Here is a 14,898-nt window from a genome sequence, read left to right as displayed (position 1 = left end):
CGCACGACCCCGCGCGTCTTGGATCCCCGTGCCAGGACGGTTGACGATCAGCGCACGGGGTTGGCGCGCCGGAACTCGGCCGGCGGCAGCCCGTACGCCCGCTTGAACAGCCTGCTGAAGTGCGCCGAGTCGGGCAGCCCCCACCGCGCCCCGACCTCGCCGACCGGCAGGTGCCGGGCGCCCAGCAGGTCGGCGCGGCAGCGCTCCAGCCGCCGGTGCCTGATCCAGGCGGCCACCGTCGTGTTCTCGGACTCGAACAGCCGGTGCAGGTAACGCACCGAGACGTGGTGCGCCTCGGCCACCATCGCCGGATCGAGGTCGGACCAGCCCAGACGCTGGTCGATGAAGGCGCGCACGCGCAGCAGCAGGGCGCGGCGGCGGGCGTCCTCGGGCACCGCGGCGGCCTGCTCGGCCCGCTCGGCCAGGGCCGTGGTGACCAGGTCCATCACCACCGTCGCCAGCCTGGCCGCGCTGGCCGGGGTGTAGTCGTCGTAGTCCTCGGTGACCCGGCGCAGCAGCGGCACGGCCAGCGCGCCGGCGCCCTCGCGCGCCGAGACGGGCACCGCGGTCAGCCGGGCCACGTCGTCGTACGGCAGCGGCAGCAGCTCGTGCGGGAAGCTGAACACCGCCAGTTGCACGGCCGAGTCGTAGGCCACCTCGTAGGGGCGGGTGAAGTCGTAGATGGCGAACTCGCCCTTGTCCAGGCGGATCTCGCGGCCGTCCTGGCGCAGCACCGGGTTGCCCGAGACGGCCAGCACGGCCCGGTAGAGCTCGGGGTTGTCGCGGTGGATCAGCTTCGCCGTGCGGTGGACGCTGTGCGGCGTGGACGTGCGCACCCGGCCCACGCCCACGGGGCCCAACTGCCCCAGCTCGATCTCGCCCCGCAGCGGCGCGCCGGAATCGATGCGCAGGTCGAGCGGCCCGAGCGTGTCGCAGACGATGCCGCGCCAGGCGTCGTGACGGCTGCGCGCGGGCAGGTCGCTGGTGCGGATCACGGTCGCCATGGCCTCGCCCTCCCTCGGCAGCCCTGCCATGCTAGGGACGCGAAAAGCCCCGGGCAACGGCCCGGGGCTCCGCTCAAGCAAGATCAAGCAGGATCAAGCGGGATAGGCCTGGATCAGGTGGTCTGGCGGGCCGCGATGGCCTGCTGGTAGAGCCTGCCCGCGCGGTACGACGAGCGCACCAGCGGCCCCGACAGCACCCCGGCGAACCCGATCGCCTCGGCCTCGGCCTGCAGTTCGACGAACTCCTCCGGCTTGACCCAGCGCTCCACCGGGTGGTGGCGCGGCGTCGGCCGCAGGTACTGGGTGATCGTCAGCAGGTCGGTGCCGGCGGCGTGCAGGTCGCGCATCGCCTCGACGATCTCTTCGCGGGTCTCGCCCATGCCCAGGATCAGGTTGGACTTGGTGACCAGCCCGGCCTCGCGGGCCGTCGTGATCACCCCGAGCGAACGCTCGTAGCGGAAGGCGGGGCGGATGCGCTTGAAGATGCGCGGCACCGTCTCGACGTTGTGGGCGAACACCTCGGGCTTGCTGGAGAAGACCTCCTCCAGCTGGTCGCGGTTGCCGTTGAAGTCGGGCACCAGCAGCTCGACACCGCACCCGGGCAGCAGGGAGTGGATCTGCCGGGCGGTCTCGGCGTAGAGCCAGGCGCCGCCGTCGGGCAGGTCGTCGCGGGCCACGCCGGTCACGGTCGCGTAGCGCAGGCCCATCTGCTGGACGGACTCGGCGACCCGGCGCGGTTCGTCGCGGTCGTATTCCTTGGGCTTGCCCGTGTCGATCTGGCAGAAGTCGCACCGGCGGGTGCACTGGTCGCCGCCGATGAGGAAGGTCGCCTCGCGGTCTTCCCAGCACTCGTAGATGTTGGGACAGCCCGCCTCTTCACAGACCGTGTGCAGGCCCTCCCGGCGCACGAGCGATTTCAGCTCGGTGTATTCGGGGCCCGTCTTCAGCTTGGTCTTGATCCACGGGGGCTTGCGCTCGATAGGGGTCTCGGCGTTGCGCACCTCCAGGCGGAGGAGCTTTCGGCCATCAGGAGCAACGGTCACCCGTCCAGCTTACGTCCGCCGCAGAACCGGACCGGTCGAGGGTCAGGTGATGAGCCCGAAGCCGCGGATCGCCCTGGTGTAGTGGCGCAGCAGCTCCTCGTCGATCAGCGCGGACCCGGCGGTGTCCAGCAGCTCCGAGTGCGGCGCCGAGGTCAGCACGCCGTCGTCGGTGAGCCGGTGGCGGGCCAGCGCGCCCTGCCTGATGGCCGTGACGCTCTCGCCGCGCAGCGCCGCGGCCTGGATGGGCGCCAGGTAGCCGCCGGCGGCCAGGCCGCGCAGCTCGTCCAGCTCGGCCTCGGACACGACCCGCCGGGCGATCGCCTCCCGCCGCTGCTCGGCACGGGGCCGTCCGGCGCGGGCCAGCGCCGTCAGCGCGTACTCCGCCAGCAGCACCGGGCCGCCCAGCACCCGCCCGATCAGCCGGCCGAAGAACCCCGCCGCCTCGTACGTCGTGCCGGGCTGGTCGATCGCGCCCAGCGACGAAGCGGCGATCTTGGCCTGGGCCTCCTCCCTGATCTGCAGCGGAGGGCTCGGCCCGAGCAGCGCGTCGTGCCAGGCGGCCAGCGTGAACAGGGCGCCGTCCACGATCAGCTCCTCGGCGGCGGGGGTGCGCGCGTACGCGGTGGCCAGCAGCGCCACCCGCTGCCGCGGCGTCAGGGCCAGCCACAACGGCAGCCCGATGACCAGCACCGGCGTGCGCGGCACGCCCACATGGTCATAGACGGTCTCGGTGGCCAGGTCCAGGACCGCGACCTTGCGCGGCCTCTTGACGCGGGCCCGGTCGGCCACGCGGCCGGCCAGCGAGTACAGCTCGCCGGCAGCGGCGCGGTCGAGCACCTCGGCGTCGGCCGGCAGGCGGGGAAGACGGGGCCGCAGCGCCCATCCCACGGCCAGGCTCACGCCGCCGACCAGCCACGCCACGAGGGAGTCGAGGTGCGCCAGCACGGCCCACGCGCCCAGCGCGAGGAAGGCCAGCGTGAGCAGGTGAACCAGGAGCGCGAGAACGAGAGCGGCGGAACGCTTCACACGGTGATGTTAAGCCGGAAAGATCCAGATTCAACCGCTGTTCGATGCCGATTCGGTCACCTGCGCAGCAGATCCTCCTCGTGCAGGTCGAACGGCTCCCTGCCGAGGGCGTCGGCCAGCCGCTTCTCGGCGATCGGGATGACCTCCTCGACCACGATCCGGCGGCCGGTCTCGGCCGACAGCGAGGAGACCCCCGCGTCGGGCAGCCCGCACGGCGTGATCCGGTTGAACCACCGGGGGTCGTTGGCGCAGTTGAGCGCGAACCCGTGCATCGTCACGCCGCGCGCGACGCGGATGCCGACCGCGCCGAGCTGCCGGTCGGGCAGCCCCAGGGCGACGTCGCCGGCCGCCCACACGCCCGGACGCCCCGGCACCCGCCGGCCGGTGACGCCGAAGTCGGCGCACACCTGGATCATCGTCTCCTCAAGGGCGCAGACGTATCGGGTCACGTCGGCGACGGCGACGATGGGGTAGGCGACGAGCTGGCCGGGGCCGTGCCAGGTGACCCGGCCGCCCCGGTCGGCGTCGACGACGGGGGTGCCGTCGGAGGGGCGGTCGCCGGGCAGGGTGCGCCTGCCCGCGGTGTAGACGGGGGCGTGCTCCAGGATCAGGACCGCGTCGCCCAGCTCGCCGGCGACCCGCTTGCCGTGCATCCAGCGCTGCAACGACCAGGCTTGCTCGTAGGGGACGTCCACACCAAGGCGGACGACGGCCAGCGCGTGGGGATCGTCCCCGTGGATGGGGCGCATGAGCCTATTGTGCCGTTCCCTCACCCGGTCCGGGTAATCAGGGGGTCAACAGGCGTGGCTCGATCCTGAACTCCTTGACGCCGTTGGCGCCGTCGTACTCCAGTCGGTACGCGTAGGCCCGCGGGTCGACGGTGACCGCCTGGATGAACTCGGTGCCCACGTAGTGCAGGGCGACGCCCTCGTCGGCGGCGTACCCGCCGGGCAGCTCGCCGGAGGCGACCGACTCCTGCAGCAGCGGGCGGCGCTGCGGCTCGGCGTTGTAGTGGACCCCGCACGAATACGGCAGCAGCGCGAGCCCGTCGGCCCACGGACGCAGCGCCGGGCCGAAGGAGTCGGTGTTGCCGCCCACGTGCCAGCACAGGGCGCCCGCGCTCTGCCCGGACAGCACCACGCCGGCCCGCCAGGCCTCCTCGAAGACCTCGTCGAGGCCGTGCAGCCGCCACAACGCCATCAGGTTGGCCACGCTGCCACCGCTGACGTAGATCATGTCCTGTTCGAGCGCCCAGGCCCGCGCGTCCTCCACGTTGGGCATGGGGAAGACGGTCAGGTGGCTCAGCTCTACGTCCCAGCCGGAGAAGGCGCCGTACATCTTCAGCAGCCAGTCGGAGGAGTCGCCGACGGCGGTGGCGACCAGGCCGAGCTTGGGGCGGTCCTGGCCGGTCAGGTCGAGGCCGTACCGCAGCAACCCGCTCGCCTCGATGAAGTTGTGACGCTCGCTCGGGCGGAACGATCCGCCCCCGATGGCCAGAATGTGCGACTGCCCGGACCTGCTCATGTCGGATCTCCCGCGTGCTGAAGGACGAACGGCACCCTACAGTACGGCGCGCAGCGCCTCGTCGAGACGGGTATGCGTGAAGCCGTAGCCGCTGTCAAGCAGTTTCCGCGGGATCATGCGATGGCTCGGCAGCAGCCCCGCGCGGGCGAATTCGCCCACCCCGATGGACAGGGCGAACGCCGGTACGGGCATGGGGACTGTGCCTTTACGCAGGCATTTACCCAGAGTCCGGGTGAATTCTTCGTTGGTGACCGGAGAAGGGGACCCGAGATTGACCGGACCCTCAATATCCCGATTTTTCAGGATATGTAGTGCGGCGGCCACCCAATCGTCCAAGGAGATCCACGACCAGTACTGCCGGCCCGTCCCCAGCGGCGCGCCCAGCCCCATGCGGAAGATCGGCAACATGCGCCCGAGCGCCCCGCCGTGCCGGCTCAGCACCATCGCCGTCCGAAGCCGCGCGACCCGGCAGCCGGCCTCGGCGGCCCGCTCGGCCTCCCGCTCCCAGCGCTCGCACAGCTCGGCCAGGAACCCCTGGCCCTTGCCCTGGCTCTCGTCGATCTCCCGGCTGCCCGTGTCGCCGTAGAAGTCGACCCCGGAGGCCGACAGCAGCACCTCGGGCGGCCTGCCGAGCGCGCGCAGGGCGTCGACCAGCAGCCGGGTGCCCTCGACGCGGCTGCGCACCAGCTCGCGCTTGTAGTCCGCGGTCCAGCGCCGGTCGCCGACCGAGGCCCCGGCCAGGTGCACCACGGCTTCGGCCCCTTCGAGCGCGGCCCGGTCGATCACCCCTGCCGAGGGGTCCCAAAAGGCCTCTCCCGGCCCCGCGGGCTCCCGCCGGACCAGGCGGACGACCTCCCGCCCCTGGTCGCGCAGCGCCCCGACCAGCGCCGTACCGATCAGGCCCGACGCCCCGGTCACGATGATCGCCATGGCCCCACAGTACGCCAAAGGCCGGGCGGCCCCCGAAGGAGCCACCCGGCCTCATGAGCGATGACTACGCGAGCCCGAGCTGGGCCTCGAAGCGGCCCTCCTCCAGGCGACGCTTGATCGTCGTCAGGAAGCGGGCGGCGTCGGCGCCGTCGACCAGGCGGTGGTCGTAGGTCAGCGCCAGGTAGACCATCGAACGCACCGCGATGACCTCGCCCTCGGGCGTGTCGAGCACGACGGGCCGCTTGACGACCGCGCCGGTGCCGAGCATGCCCACCTGCGGCTGGTTGAGGATCGGCGTGTCGAACAGCGCGCCACGGCTGCCGGTGTTGGTCAGCGTGAACGTGCCGCCGGTGACCTCGTCGGGCGTCACCTGGTTGTTGCGGGTGCGCTCGGCCAGGTCGGTGACCTTGCGGGCGAGGCCGGCCAGGTTGAGGTCGCCGGCGTTCTTGACGACCGCCGCGAGCAGGCCGCGCTCGGTGTCGACCGCGACGCCCAGGTTCTCCACGTCGAAGTACGTGACCTCGTTGGTCTCGTTGTTGATCGTGGCGTTGAGCTTGGGGTGCTGCTTGAGCGCCTCGACGGTGGCCATCGCGAAGAACGGGGTGAAGGTCAGCTTCACGCCCTCGCGGCGGAAGAAGTCGTCCTTCGCCCGCGCCCGGAGCTGGGCGATCTTCGTGACGTCGACCTCGACGACCGACGTGAGCTGCGCCGCGGTCTGCAGCGACTCGACCATGCGCTTGGCGATGGTCTGACGCAGCCGCGTCATCTTCTCCGTGCGGCCGCGCAGCGTGGTGTCCACCTCGACCGGCTCGGGCGCCGCGGCGACCGGGGCCTGGGCGGCGGCGGGGGCCGGCGCGGCGGCGGCCGGCTGGGCGGCCGGAGCCGCGGCGGGGGCGGCGGCCTGCGCGCGCTGGGACTTGGCGGCCTCCAGCACGTCCTGCTTGCGGATGCGGCCGCCGACGCCGGTGCCGTTGATCGAGTCGAGGTCGACGCCGTGCTCGTTGGCGAGCTTGCGCACCAGCGGCGTCACGTAGGGGCTGTCGCCCGAGGACGGCAGCGGCGTGGGCTCGGCGGGCTGCTGCGGAGCCGGGGCCTGCGGGGCCGGGGCCGGAGCGGCCTGCGGGGCCGGAGCCGGGGCGGCCTGCGGGGCCGGAGCCGGGGCGGCCTGCTGGGGAGCGGGCTGGGCCGGGGCCGGCTGCGGGATGGAGGAGGCCGGGGGAGCCGGGGCGGGCTCGGGCTCCGGCTCGGGCTCGGGCGCGGCCTGCGGGGCCGGGGCGGCGGCGCCCGGCTGGGCGTTCTCGTCGATGATGGCGAGCTCGGCGCCGACCTCGACCGTCTCGTCCTCAGCCACGACGATCTTGGTGAGGACACCCGCGGAAGGCGACGGGATCTCGGTGTCGACCTTGTCGGTCGAGACCTCGAGGAGCGGCTCGTCGGCCTCGACGCGCTCGCCCTCCTTCTTCAGCCAACGGGTTACCGTGCCCTCGGTCACGCTCTCGCCGAGCTGGGGCATCTGTACGGAGACCGGCATCGTTATTCTTCTCTCGCGTTCTGATCTCGAGGGCTGGACTAGTTGTGTACGTGCAACGGCTTGCCGGCCAGGGCCAGCATCGCCTCACCGACTGCCTCGGACTGGGTCGGATGTGCGTGGATGAGCTGGGCGACCTCTGCGGGCAGCGCCTCCCAGTTGTAGATCAGCTGGCCTTCCGTGACGAGCTCGCCGATGCGCCGGCCCACCATGTGGACGCCGACGACCGGGCCGTCCTTCTGGGCGATGACCTTCACCGCTCCGGAGGTGCCGAGGATCTGGCTCTTGGGGTTGCCGGCCAGGTCGTAGACCTGCTCGACGATCTCGATGCCGCGCTCGGCGGCCTGCGCCGACGTGATGCCGACCGAGGCGACCTCGGGGTCGGAGTAGGTGATGCGGGGCACGCCGGCGTAGTCGATCGGCGGCGGGTTGAGGCCGGCGATGTGCTCGGCCACCATGATGCCCTCGGCGAACCCGGCGTGGGCCAGCTGCAGCGTGGGGATCAGGTCGCCGATGGCGTAGACGCCGGGGACCGAGGTCTGGCAGTGCTCGTCGACCACGACGGCGCCGCGCTCGATGGTCACGCCCTGCTCCTCGAAGCCCATGCCGGACGACACCGCGCCGCGGCCGACCGCGACGAGCAGGAGCTCGGCGTCGAGGGTCTTGCCGTTGGCCAGGGTGACGACGACGCCCGTCTCGGTGGTCTTGGCGGAGTCGAAGAAGACGCCCAGCTCGTACTTGATGCCGCGGCGGCGGAAGGCCCGCTCCAGCAGCTTGGAGCTGGACTCCTCCTCGGTCGGCAGCAGGTGCGGCAGCGCCTCGACGATCGTGACCTCGGCGCCGAAGGAGCGGTAGACGCTGGCCAGCTCGACGCCGATCACGCCGCCGCCCAGGACGATCACCGACGACGGCACGCGGTCCATCTTCAGGGTGTGCTCGCTGGTGATGATGCGCTCGCCGTCGATCTCCAGGCCGGGCAGCGTGCGGGGGGCCGAGCCGGTGGCCAGCACGAGGTTGGCGCCCTCGTAGACCTCCGAGCCCACCTGCACGCTGCGCGGGCCCACCAGACGGCCCTCGCCCTCGACCACCGTCACGCCCGCGCCCTTGAGCAGGCCCTGGACGCCCTTCCAGGCCCGCGTGACGATCTTGTCCTTGAACGCGTGCACGCCCTGGACGTCGATGCCCTCGAAGCTCGCCTTGACGCCGAAGGACGCGCTCTCGCGTGTCTCGTCGGCGACCTCGGCCGAGTGCAGCAGGGCCTTCGTGGGGATGCATCCCCTGTGGAGGCAGGTGCCGCCGATCTTGTCCTTTTCGATCAGGACGACCGACTTGCCCAGCTCGGCCGCCCGGAGCGCGCAGGCGTAACCGCCGCTGCCGCCACCTAGGACGACGATGTCATAGGCCACAGGAAGGCTCCTTGTCGGGGTGTTCGTGATGCCGTCATCTTTTCATTTGTTTCAGATGCTCGCGTGCCGCTCTGCGAGTCCGATGAGGGTGCGGGTGATGGCGCCGGTGCCGCCCTTGGGGGTGTAGCCGTACGCCTCGCCCTTGTTGTAGGCCGGTCCGGCCATGTCGATGTGCGCCCAGCGCACCCCGTCGGGCACGAACTCCTTGAGGAAGATGGCGGCGGTGAGCATGCCGCCGAAGCGCTCGGGGTGGAGGTTGGCGATGTCGGCGACCGGCGAGTCGAGGCCCTTGCGCAGCTCCTCCGGCAGCGGCATGCCCCAGGCGCCCTCGCCCGCGGCGGTGGCGGCCTCGACGACCAGCTCGCGGACGGCGTCGTCGTTGGCCATGACGCCCGCGGTGCGCCAGCCGAGCGCGACGATCTGCGCGCCGGTCAGCGTGGCGATGTCGACGATCAGGTCGGGGTCGTCCTCGGCGGCGCGCGCGATGCCGTCCATGAGCACCAGGCGGCCCTCGGCGTCGGTGTCGAGCACCTCGACGGTCTTGCCGCTGTAGCTGTGGATGACGTCGGAGGGGCGCTGGGCGGTGCCGCTCGGCAGGTTCTCGGCCAGGCAGAGGTAGCCGACGACGTTGACCGGCAGGCCGAGCCGGGCGATGCCGACCAGCGCGCCGAGCACGGCGCCCGCGCCGCCCATGTCGGACTTCATCCAGTCCATGGCGGCCGACGGCTTGAGCGACAGGCCGCCGGAGTCGAACGTGATGCCCTTGCCCACGAACGCCAGCGTCTTGCCCGCCTCGGGGTGGCTGTAGGCGACGCGGACCAGGCGCGGCGGGTTGACCGAGCCCTGGCCGACGCCGACCAGGCCGCCGTAGCCGCCGTCCTTGAGCTGCTTCTCGTCGAGGACCTCGACGGTCAGCCCGTGCTTGGCGCCCTCCTGCTCGGCGATCTCGGCGAACTTGGCCGGCCACAGGTCGGACGGCGGCGTGTTGACCAGGTCGCGGACGAGCGAGACCGACTCGGCCAGCACGCCGGCCCGCTCGGCGGCGGACTCGCCCTGCCCGGACAGGACGGTGATCTCGGAGACGGGGGCCTTCGGCGGCTCGCCCGTGCGGTAGCGGTCGAAGCCGTACGCGCCGAGCAGCGCGCCCAGCGCGACGGCCTCGGCCTGGGCGTCGTCGTCGGCCGGCAGGGCCAGCGCGGCGCGCGCGGTGCCGGCCAGCGACCGCACGGCGGCGCCGGCGGCGCGGCGGAGGGACTCGTGGTCGGAGGAGTCGCCCAGGCCGACGGCGACGAGCACCGGGGCCTGGACGGCGCCGAACGTGGGCAGCTTGGCCAGCTCTCCGGGTTTGCCGGAGAAGCCGAGCGAGCTGAGGGAGGTGGCGAGGTTGCCGCCGAAAGCCGCGTCGAGGGACTCAGCGCCCGTGGCCGGGCGGGGGCCGTCCTGGCCGGGCCGGAAGCCGACGATCAGGGCGTCGGTGTCGACAGAGACTGGGTCTGCTGAGTTCAGCCGCACAGTGGTCACGTAAACCGATGCTATCCACGGTTTCTGCGTACTCACAAACAGGGGTTCATCCTACAAATGCTGGTCGGACGCATTCCGTTTCATGGTGCTAGTGTCATTAGCATCATGTTGCTCGCGCTCGATCTCAACGACGCACGGCCCCTCCATGAACAGGTGGCCGGCGCCATCCGCCGCGCCATCGGCGAGGGCTCCTACACGCCCGGTGACCGCCTTCCGCCGGCCCGCGACCTCGCCAGGGCGCTCGGCATCAACCCCAACACCGTGCTGCGCGCGCTGCGCGACCTGCGCGACGAGGGGCTGCTGGAGTTCAGGCGCGGGCGCGGGGTCAGCGTCGCGGGCCAGGCCGACGGGCGCGCGCTGCTCGTGCAGCGCGCCCGGGAGCTGCTGGAGGAGGCCGAGAGGCACGGCTACCGCCGTGAGGACCTCATCACCATCCTGGAGGATCTGCCATGAACCCCCGAATCCCCGCGGCCGGGTGGGGCGCGGCCGTCACGGCGGCCCTGCTCCTGGCCCCCATGGGGCTGCGCGACCGGCTGCCGGACCCGCTGGCCACCCACTGGGGCGCGGCGGGCGTCGACGGCTCGGCGTCCTTCCAGGCCCACGTGCTGACGGTGGCGGCGGTGTGGACCGTGGTGTGGATCGTGTTCCTGGCCGTCGCCGCGCGGGGCTGGGCGCTGCGGCACCGGAACGGGCGGGCGCTGTGGTGGGGCGGGCTGTTCGGCGGCGGCGTCCTGGTGCTCGGCACGCAGGCCTCCACGCTGGCGGCCAACCTCGACGTGCCCGACTGGACGGCCGCGAGCCTGCCGGGCTGGCACGTCCCGCTGGTTCTCTTCGGCTCCCTCGGCGTGGGCGCGCTCGCCGGCTACCTCGGCAGGGGCGGGCCCGACCCGGTCGGGGCCGTTCAGCCGCCCCCGGCCATGAAGCTGCGGCCCGGTCGCCGTACGGTCTGGGTCAGCCGGCTGGTCAACCCCTGGCTGGTCGCGCTGACGCTGGTGGCCGCGGCGGCGATCGTCGTGCTCTGCGGGCTGCGCCTGGCCGGCGTCGTGCCGGCGGCGACCATGGCCTCCGCCCTGCCCGGGGCCGTGATCGTGCTGGTCGCTGGGCTGGCGACGGCGACGCTGTCCGTGCGGGTCGGCGACGACGCGCTCGTCATCGGCTTCGGGCCGTTCGGCGTCCCGGCGCGCAGGATCCCGCTGTCGCGGATCGACCGGGCCTGGACCGAGGACCGCAGGCCGAGCGAGGTCGGCGGCTGGGGCTTCCGCGGCCTGCCCGGCGCGGCCACCATCATGCTGCGCGGCGGCGAGTGCCTGGTCGTCGGCTACCGCTCCGGCGGGCGGCTGGCGATCAGCATCGACGACGCCGAGCGCGGCGCGTCCCTCATCAACGCCCTCGTCGCGGAGCGTGCACGGTCATGAGAAAACAGCTTCCCGTCTTCCTCGTCCTCGCCTTCGGGCTGTCCTGGCTGGTGGCGCTGCCCATCTGGCTCGGCGCGGGCCTGGGCTCGCCCGCGGCCAAGGGGCTGGCCGCGGTCATGATGTTCACGCCGGCCGCCGGGGTGCTCGGGGTGTGGGCGCTGTCGCGCGCGCCTTGGCGGCGCTGGGCCGCCGAGACCGGCCTGACGCTGGGCGAGAGCAAGGGCCGCACCGGCCGGTACGTGCTGGCCGCCTGGCTGGGCGTGCCGCTGCTGATCGCCGTCTGCGCCGGGCTCAGCACCGCCGTCGGGCTGTTCCCGCTCGACCTCGACCGGTTCAGCCTGTTCCGGGCCCAGCTCGCGGCCGGGGGCGTGCAGCCGCCGGCCGACCCGGGCCCGGCGCTCTACCTGCAGATCGCCATCGGCGTGCTGGCGGGCCCGGTGCTGAACGCGGTCCCGGCGCTGGGCGAGGAGTGGGGCTGGCGCGGCTGGCTGCTGCCCCGGCTGTCCGCCACGTACGGCCCGATCGGCGGCCTGGCGCTGTCCGGGGCGATCTGGGGGCTGTGGCACGCCCCGCTCACCCTGCTCGGCTACAACTACCCGAGCCTCGGGTCGTGGGCGGCGCTGCAGTTCATCGGCTTCTGCGTGCTGGCCGGCATCGCGATCGGCTGGCTGCGGCTGCGTACGGGCAGCGTGTGGCCCTGCGTGGTCGCGCACGGCTCGCTGAACGCGGTGCTGCCCGCCGTGCTGCTGCTCGGGGACGCCGCGGTCCCGCCCGACACCGCGGTGTCCGGGCTCACCGGGCTGGTCGGCTGGGTCCCGCTCGCGTTGCTGTGCGTGGTGCTCCTGCGCCGCCTCCCGGCCCGCGCCCCGCAACCGGTCGCCTGACTCGCCCCCGCTCGGCCCGGTTCGCCGCTCAGCCCAGGATCGCGCACACCACCAGCGCGGCCGCCGTGCCGGTCTCCACCAGGGCGCCGAACACGTCCCCCGTGACGCCGCCGAGCCGCCGACGGGCGTGCCGGAGCAGCAGCAGCGCCGCCCCGAGCCCGGCCGCCAGCGCGATCGGCGGCGCCCACGTCCCGGCCGCCAGCCCCAGCCCGGCGGTCATGGCCAGAGCGGCCGCCGTGGCCAGCCACGCCGCCGGATCGCTCACGGTGCCCGCCACCATCGCCCCGAGCCCGCCGGACCGCGCGGCGGGCACGCCCGCCCGGCACGCCCAGGTGAGCGCCAGCCGCCCGGCCACGCAGGCGGTCACCAGGGCGGGATAGCCGGCCTCGGTCAGCGCCGCCGCCTGGACGAGCAGCGTGATGACCAGCGTCATCACCCCGAACGGCCCGATGTCCGACTTCTTCATGATGTCGAGGGCGTCTTCGGCGGGCCGGCCGCTGCCCAGGCCGTCGGCGAGGTCGGCCAGCCCGTCCAGGTGCAGGCCGCGGGTGAGCGCGGCGAGCAGTCCGAGCGCGAGCGCCGCGCCCAGCAGCGGCGGCCCCGGCAGCAGCAGCGCCAGGCCCGCCACCGCGCCGAGCCCCAGCCCGACCGCGGGGGCCGCCACCATGGCCGGCCCGGCGACCTCCCGATCGACCCTGCCGACCCGCACGGGAACGGCGCTGAGCATGCCGATCGCGAAGCGCAGCCCATGGGTCAGCTCAGCAAGCGGCATAACGACCGATCCTAGGGCCGACTAATGTGGCGGGAATGCACGTGCTTGAACTCGAAGGTGTAGCTGTCCGGGTTGTCGGCAAAACGCTGCTCGACGGCATCGACTGGCAGGTGGCGTACGGCGACCACTGGGTGATCCTCGGCCCCAACGGCGCGGGCAAGACCACCCTGCTCTCGCTGGCCGGGGCGGTGCGCCACCCGAGCGAGGGCGCGGTCAGCGTGCTCGGCCACCGGCTCGGCCGGGTCGACCTGCGGGAGCTGCGCCGCCACATCGGCCTGGTCGCGGCCAGTCAGCGGCTGATCGACGAGGACCTGCTGGAGGAGGAGGGCGCCACCGCCCACACAGTGGTCCTGACCGGCCACACCGGCACGAGCGTCCCGCTGTGGGACAAGTACGGCGACAACGAGCGCGAGCGCGCCACCCGCCTGCTGGCCGACCTGGGCTGCAAGGACCTGGTCGAGCGCCCGTTCCGGGTGTGCTCGCAAGGGGAGCGGGCCCGGATCCGAGTGGCCAGGGCCCTCATGGCCGAGCCCGCCGTGCTGCTGCTCGACGAGCCGTTCGCCGGGCTCGACCTGCCGGCCCGCGAGGACCTCATCACCGCGGTCGAGCAGCTGGCCGCCACCCGTCCGGTGCTGACCACGGTCACGGTGACCCACCACCTGGAGGAGGTGCCCGCGACCACCACGCACGCGCTGCTCATGCGCGACTCGCGGCTGCTGGCCGCCGGGCCGGTGTCGGAGGTGCTCACCCCCGGCCTGCTGTCCGAGTGCTTCGGCCGTCCGCTGCACGTCGACCGCCTCGACGGCCGCTGGTACGCCAGAGCCGTACGCCCGTAGTCCCGGCTCCCGGAGGCCACCGGCTCACAGTTCCAGCGGACGTCCCGCGACCACCAGGGCGACGTACTCCGACTCGGCGGCGAGCCGTTCGTTGAGCCTGCCGAGCGCGTCCCTGAAGGCCCGGCCGGCGGACGTGGCGGGCACCACGCCCATCCCCACCTCGTCCGAGACCGCCACGAGCGGCACCGGCGTGCCACGCCACGCCTCGACCAGCTCCGCGCAGCGCCGGGCGACCGGCGTGCGGTCGCCGTCCCAGGCCCCGTGCTCGTCGAACACCGCCGCCAGCCACGTGCCCAGCCCGTCGATCAGCAGGGGCGTGCGCGCCGCCGCGATGACCCCGGTCAGGTCCGTCGTCTCCACCGTGTCCCAGTGAGCGGGCCGCCGTTCCCGGTGCGCCCGTACCCGCGCCGCCCATTCGCCGTCCGCCGCGCCGTCGCCGCCGGTGGCGACATAGGTGACGTACGGCTCGGCCGCCAGCCGCAGCTCCGCCTCGGCCGACTTGCCCGACCTGGACCCGCCGAGCAGCAACGCCCGCCGCGGCGGGGTCTCGCGGACCGTTCCGCCGCTGCCCAGGACCGTCCCGTCCGGCACGGCCACCGCCCCCCACAACCGCAGCCGCCTGGCCAGCTCCTCCTCCGACCTGATCCGGTGGTCCAGCCACGCGGCCACCACTGTGGTCCGGTCGTCGGCCGGCCCGGCGCGGCGCAGCTCGCCGAGCCGCTGCGGGCGGTCCAGCAGGTCGAGCACGACGACGTCGTAGCGGGCGGGACCGTCCGAGGGGGCCTCCCGGCCCGGCGGCAGGCACAGCACCGCCGCGCCGTCGGCCGCCACCAGCCCGAGCCCGCCGCCGAACGCGCCGCCGCCGGTGAAGGGGAACCGCGCCGTGTCGTCCACGAGCAGCTCGAAGGGGCGGCGACGGCCCTGGGGGAGCCGGGCGCACGAGGCGCACGGGCACCCGTCCACCGGCCACCCCGCCGCACCCCCGGTCCCGGAGAGAAGAATCTTCACC

The 14,898-nt window shown here is 73.4% G+C and carries 15 protein-coding genes; 4 read left to right on the top strand and 11 right to left on the bottom strand.

What is annotated here, in order from left to right; genetic code table 11:
• Nucleotides 1-47 precede the first annotated feature (47 nt).
• The 9 genes from AB0C33_RS31575 to AB0C33_RS31535 form a co-directional block, all read right to left on the bottom strand.
• Nucleotides 48-1,034, bottom strand: coding sequence for a helix-turn-helix domain-containing protein (locus AB0C33_RS31575; protein WP_358294184.1), 987 nt, complete (start codon nucleotides 1,032-1,034; stop codon nucleotides 48-50).
• Between the two features lie 83 nt (nucleotides 1,035-1,117).
• The gene (lipA, locus tag AB0C33_RS31570; protein WP_352353393.1) at nucleotides 1,118-2,047 is read right to left on the bottom strand and encodes a lipoyl synthase; all 930 of its coding nucleotides are present in this window, start codon (nucleotides 2,045-2,047) and stop codon (nucleotides 1,118-1,120) included.
• A gap of 42 nt (nucleotides 2,048-2,089) precedes the next feature.
• A complete protein-coding gene (locus tag AB0C33_RS31565) occupies nucleotides 2,090-3,073 on the bottom strand; it encodes a hypothetical protein (protein WP_358294181.1) in 984 nt (327 codons plus the stop codon).
• 56 nt (nucleotides 3,074-3,129) lie between these two features.
• Complete coding sequence (gene lipB, locus AB0C33_RS31560) at nucleotides 3,130-3,822, bottom strand: lipoyl(octanoyl) transferase LipB (protein ID WP_358294179.1); 693 nt, start codon at nucleotides 3,820-3,822, stop codon at nucleotides 3,130-3,132.
• Nucleotides 3,823-3,859: 37 nt separating this feature from the next.
• A complete protein-coding gene (locus tag AB0C33_RS31555; RefSeq protein WP_358294177.1) occupies nucleotides 3,860-4,597 on the bottom strand; it encodes a peptidase E in 738 nt (245 codons plus the stop codon).
• Nucleotides 4,598-4,633: 36 nt separating this feature from the next.
• Complete coding sequence (locus AB0C33_RS31550) at nucleotides 4,634-5,527, bottom strand: TIGR01777 family oxidoreductase (protein ID WP_358294175.1); 894 nt, start codon at nucleotides 5,525-5,527, stop codon at nucleotides 4,634-4,636.
• A 64-nt stretch (nucleotides 5,528-5,591) separates the two neighbouring features.
• On the bottom strand, nucleotides 5,592-7,058 hold the full coding sequence (gene sucB / locus AB0C33_RS31545) for a 2-oxoglutarate dehydrogenase, E2 component, dihydrolipoamide succinyltransferase (RefSeq protein ID WP_358294173.1): 1,467 nt from the start codon (nucleotides 7,056-7,058) through the stop codon (nucleotides 5,592-5,594).
• Between the two features lie 38 nt (nucleotides 7,059-7,096).
• Nucleotides 7,097-8,461, bottom strand: a complete 1,365-nt coding sequence (gene lpdA / locus AB0C33_RS31540; RefSeq protein ID WP_358294172.1) for a dihydrolipoyl dehydrogenase — start codon at nucleotides 8,459-8,461, stop codon at nucleotides 7,097-7,099.
• Between the two features lie 51 nt (nucleotides 8,462-8,512).
• Nucleotides 8,513-9,982, bottom strand: a complete 1,470-nt coding sequence (locus AB0C33_RS31535) for a leucyl aminopeptidase (protein WP_358294170.1) — start codon at nucleotides 9,980-9,982, stop codon at nucleotides 8,513-8,515.
• 105 nt (nucleotides 9,983-10,087) lie between these two features.
• On the opposite strand from AB0C33_RS31535, the gene AB0C33_RS31530 reads away from it, so the two are divergent.
• The 3 genes from AB0C33_RS31530 to AB0C33_RS31520 are packed head-to-tail and all read left to right on the top strand — an operon-like array spanning nucleotide 10,088 to nucleotide 12,281.
• Complete coding sequence (locus tag AB0C33_RS31530; protein ID WP_352353377.1) at nucleotides 10,088-10,435, top strand: GntR family transcriptional regulator; 348 nt, start codon at nucleotides 10,088-10,090, stop codon at nucleotides 10,433-10,435.
• Nucleotides 10,432-11,397 carry a hypothetical protein gene (locus AB0C33_RS31525; RefSeq protein ID WP_358294167.1) on the top strand — a complete coding sequence of 322 codons (966 nt, stop codon included), beginning with the start codon at nucleotides 10,432-10,434 and terminating at the stop codon, nucleotides 11,395-11,397. The genes AB0C33_RS31530 and AB0C33_RS31525 overlap by 4 nt, the downstream gene beginning before the upstream one ends.
• Complete coding sequence (locus tag AB0C33_RS31520) at nucleotides 11,394-12,281, top strand: CPBP family intramembrane glutamic endopeptidase (RefSeq protein WP_358294165.1); 888 nt, start codon at nucleotides 11,394-11,396, stop codon at nucleotides 12,279-12,281. Before AB0C33_RS31525 ends, AB0C33_RS31520 begins: the two co-directional genes overlap by 4 nt.
• A 28-nt stretch (nucleotides 12,282-12,309) precedes the next feature.
• Here the strand turns inward: AB0C33_RS31520 and AB0C33_RS31515 are convergent, their stop codons facing one another.
• Nucleotides 12,310-13,053: an adenosylcobinamide-GDP ribazoletransferase gene (locus AB0C33_RS31515; RefSeq protein ID WP_358294163.1), complete on the bottom strand. Its 744-nt coding sequence runs from the start codon at nucleotides 13,051-13,053 to the stop codon at nucleotides 12,310-12,312.
• A 35-nt stretch (nucleotides 13,054-13,088) separates the two neighbouring features.
• On the opposite strand from AB0C33_RS31515, the gene AB0C33_RS31510 reads away from it, so the two are divergent.
• The gene (locus tag AB0C33_RS31510) at nucleotides 13,089-13,889 is read left to right on the top strand and encodes an ATP-binding cassette domain-containing protein (protein ID WP_358294161.1); all 801 of its coding nucleotides are present in this window, start codon (nucleotides 13,089-13,091) and stop codon (nucleotides 13,887-13,889) included.
• A 24-nt stretch (nucleotides 13,890-13,913) separates the two neighbouring features.
• Here AB0C33_RS31510 and AB0C33_RS31505 read toward each other — a convergent pair whose 3' ends face one another.
• Nucleotides 13,914-14,897 carry a bifunctional adenosylcobinamide kinase/adenosylcobinamide-phosphate guanylyltransferase gene (locus AB0C33_RS31505; protein WP_358294159.1) on the bottom strand — a complete coding sequence of 328 codons (984 nt, stop codon included), beginning with the start codon at nucleotides 14,895-14,897 and terminating at the stop codon, nucleotides 13,914-13,916.
• Between the last annotated feature and the right edge of the window lies 1 nt (nucleotide 14,898).

Source organism: Nonomuraea sp. NPDC048881, assembly GCF_040649795.1.
In the GTDB taxonomy this organism is placed as follows: Bacteria; Actinomycetota; Actinomycetes; order Streptosporangiales; family Streptosporangiaceae; genus Nonomuraea.
This window is presented reverse-complemented; position numbering and strand designations above follow the sequence as displayed.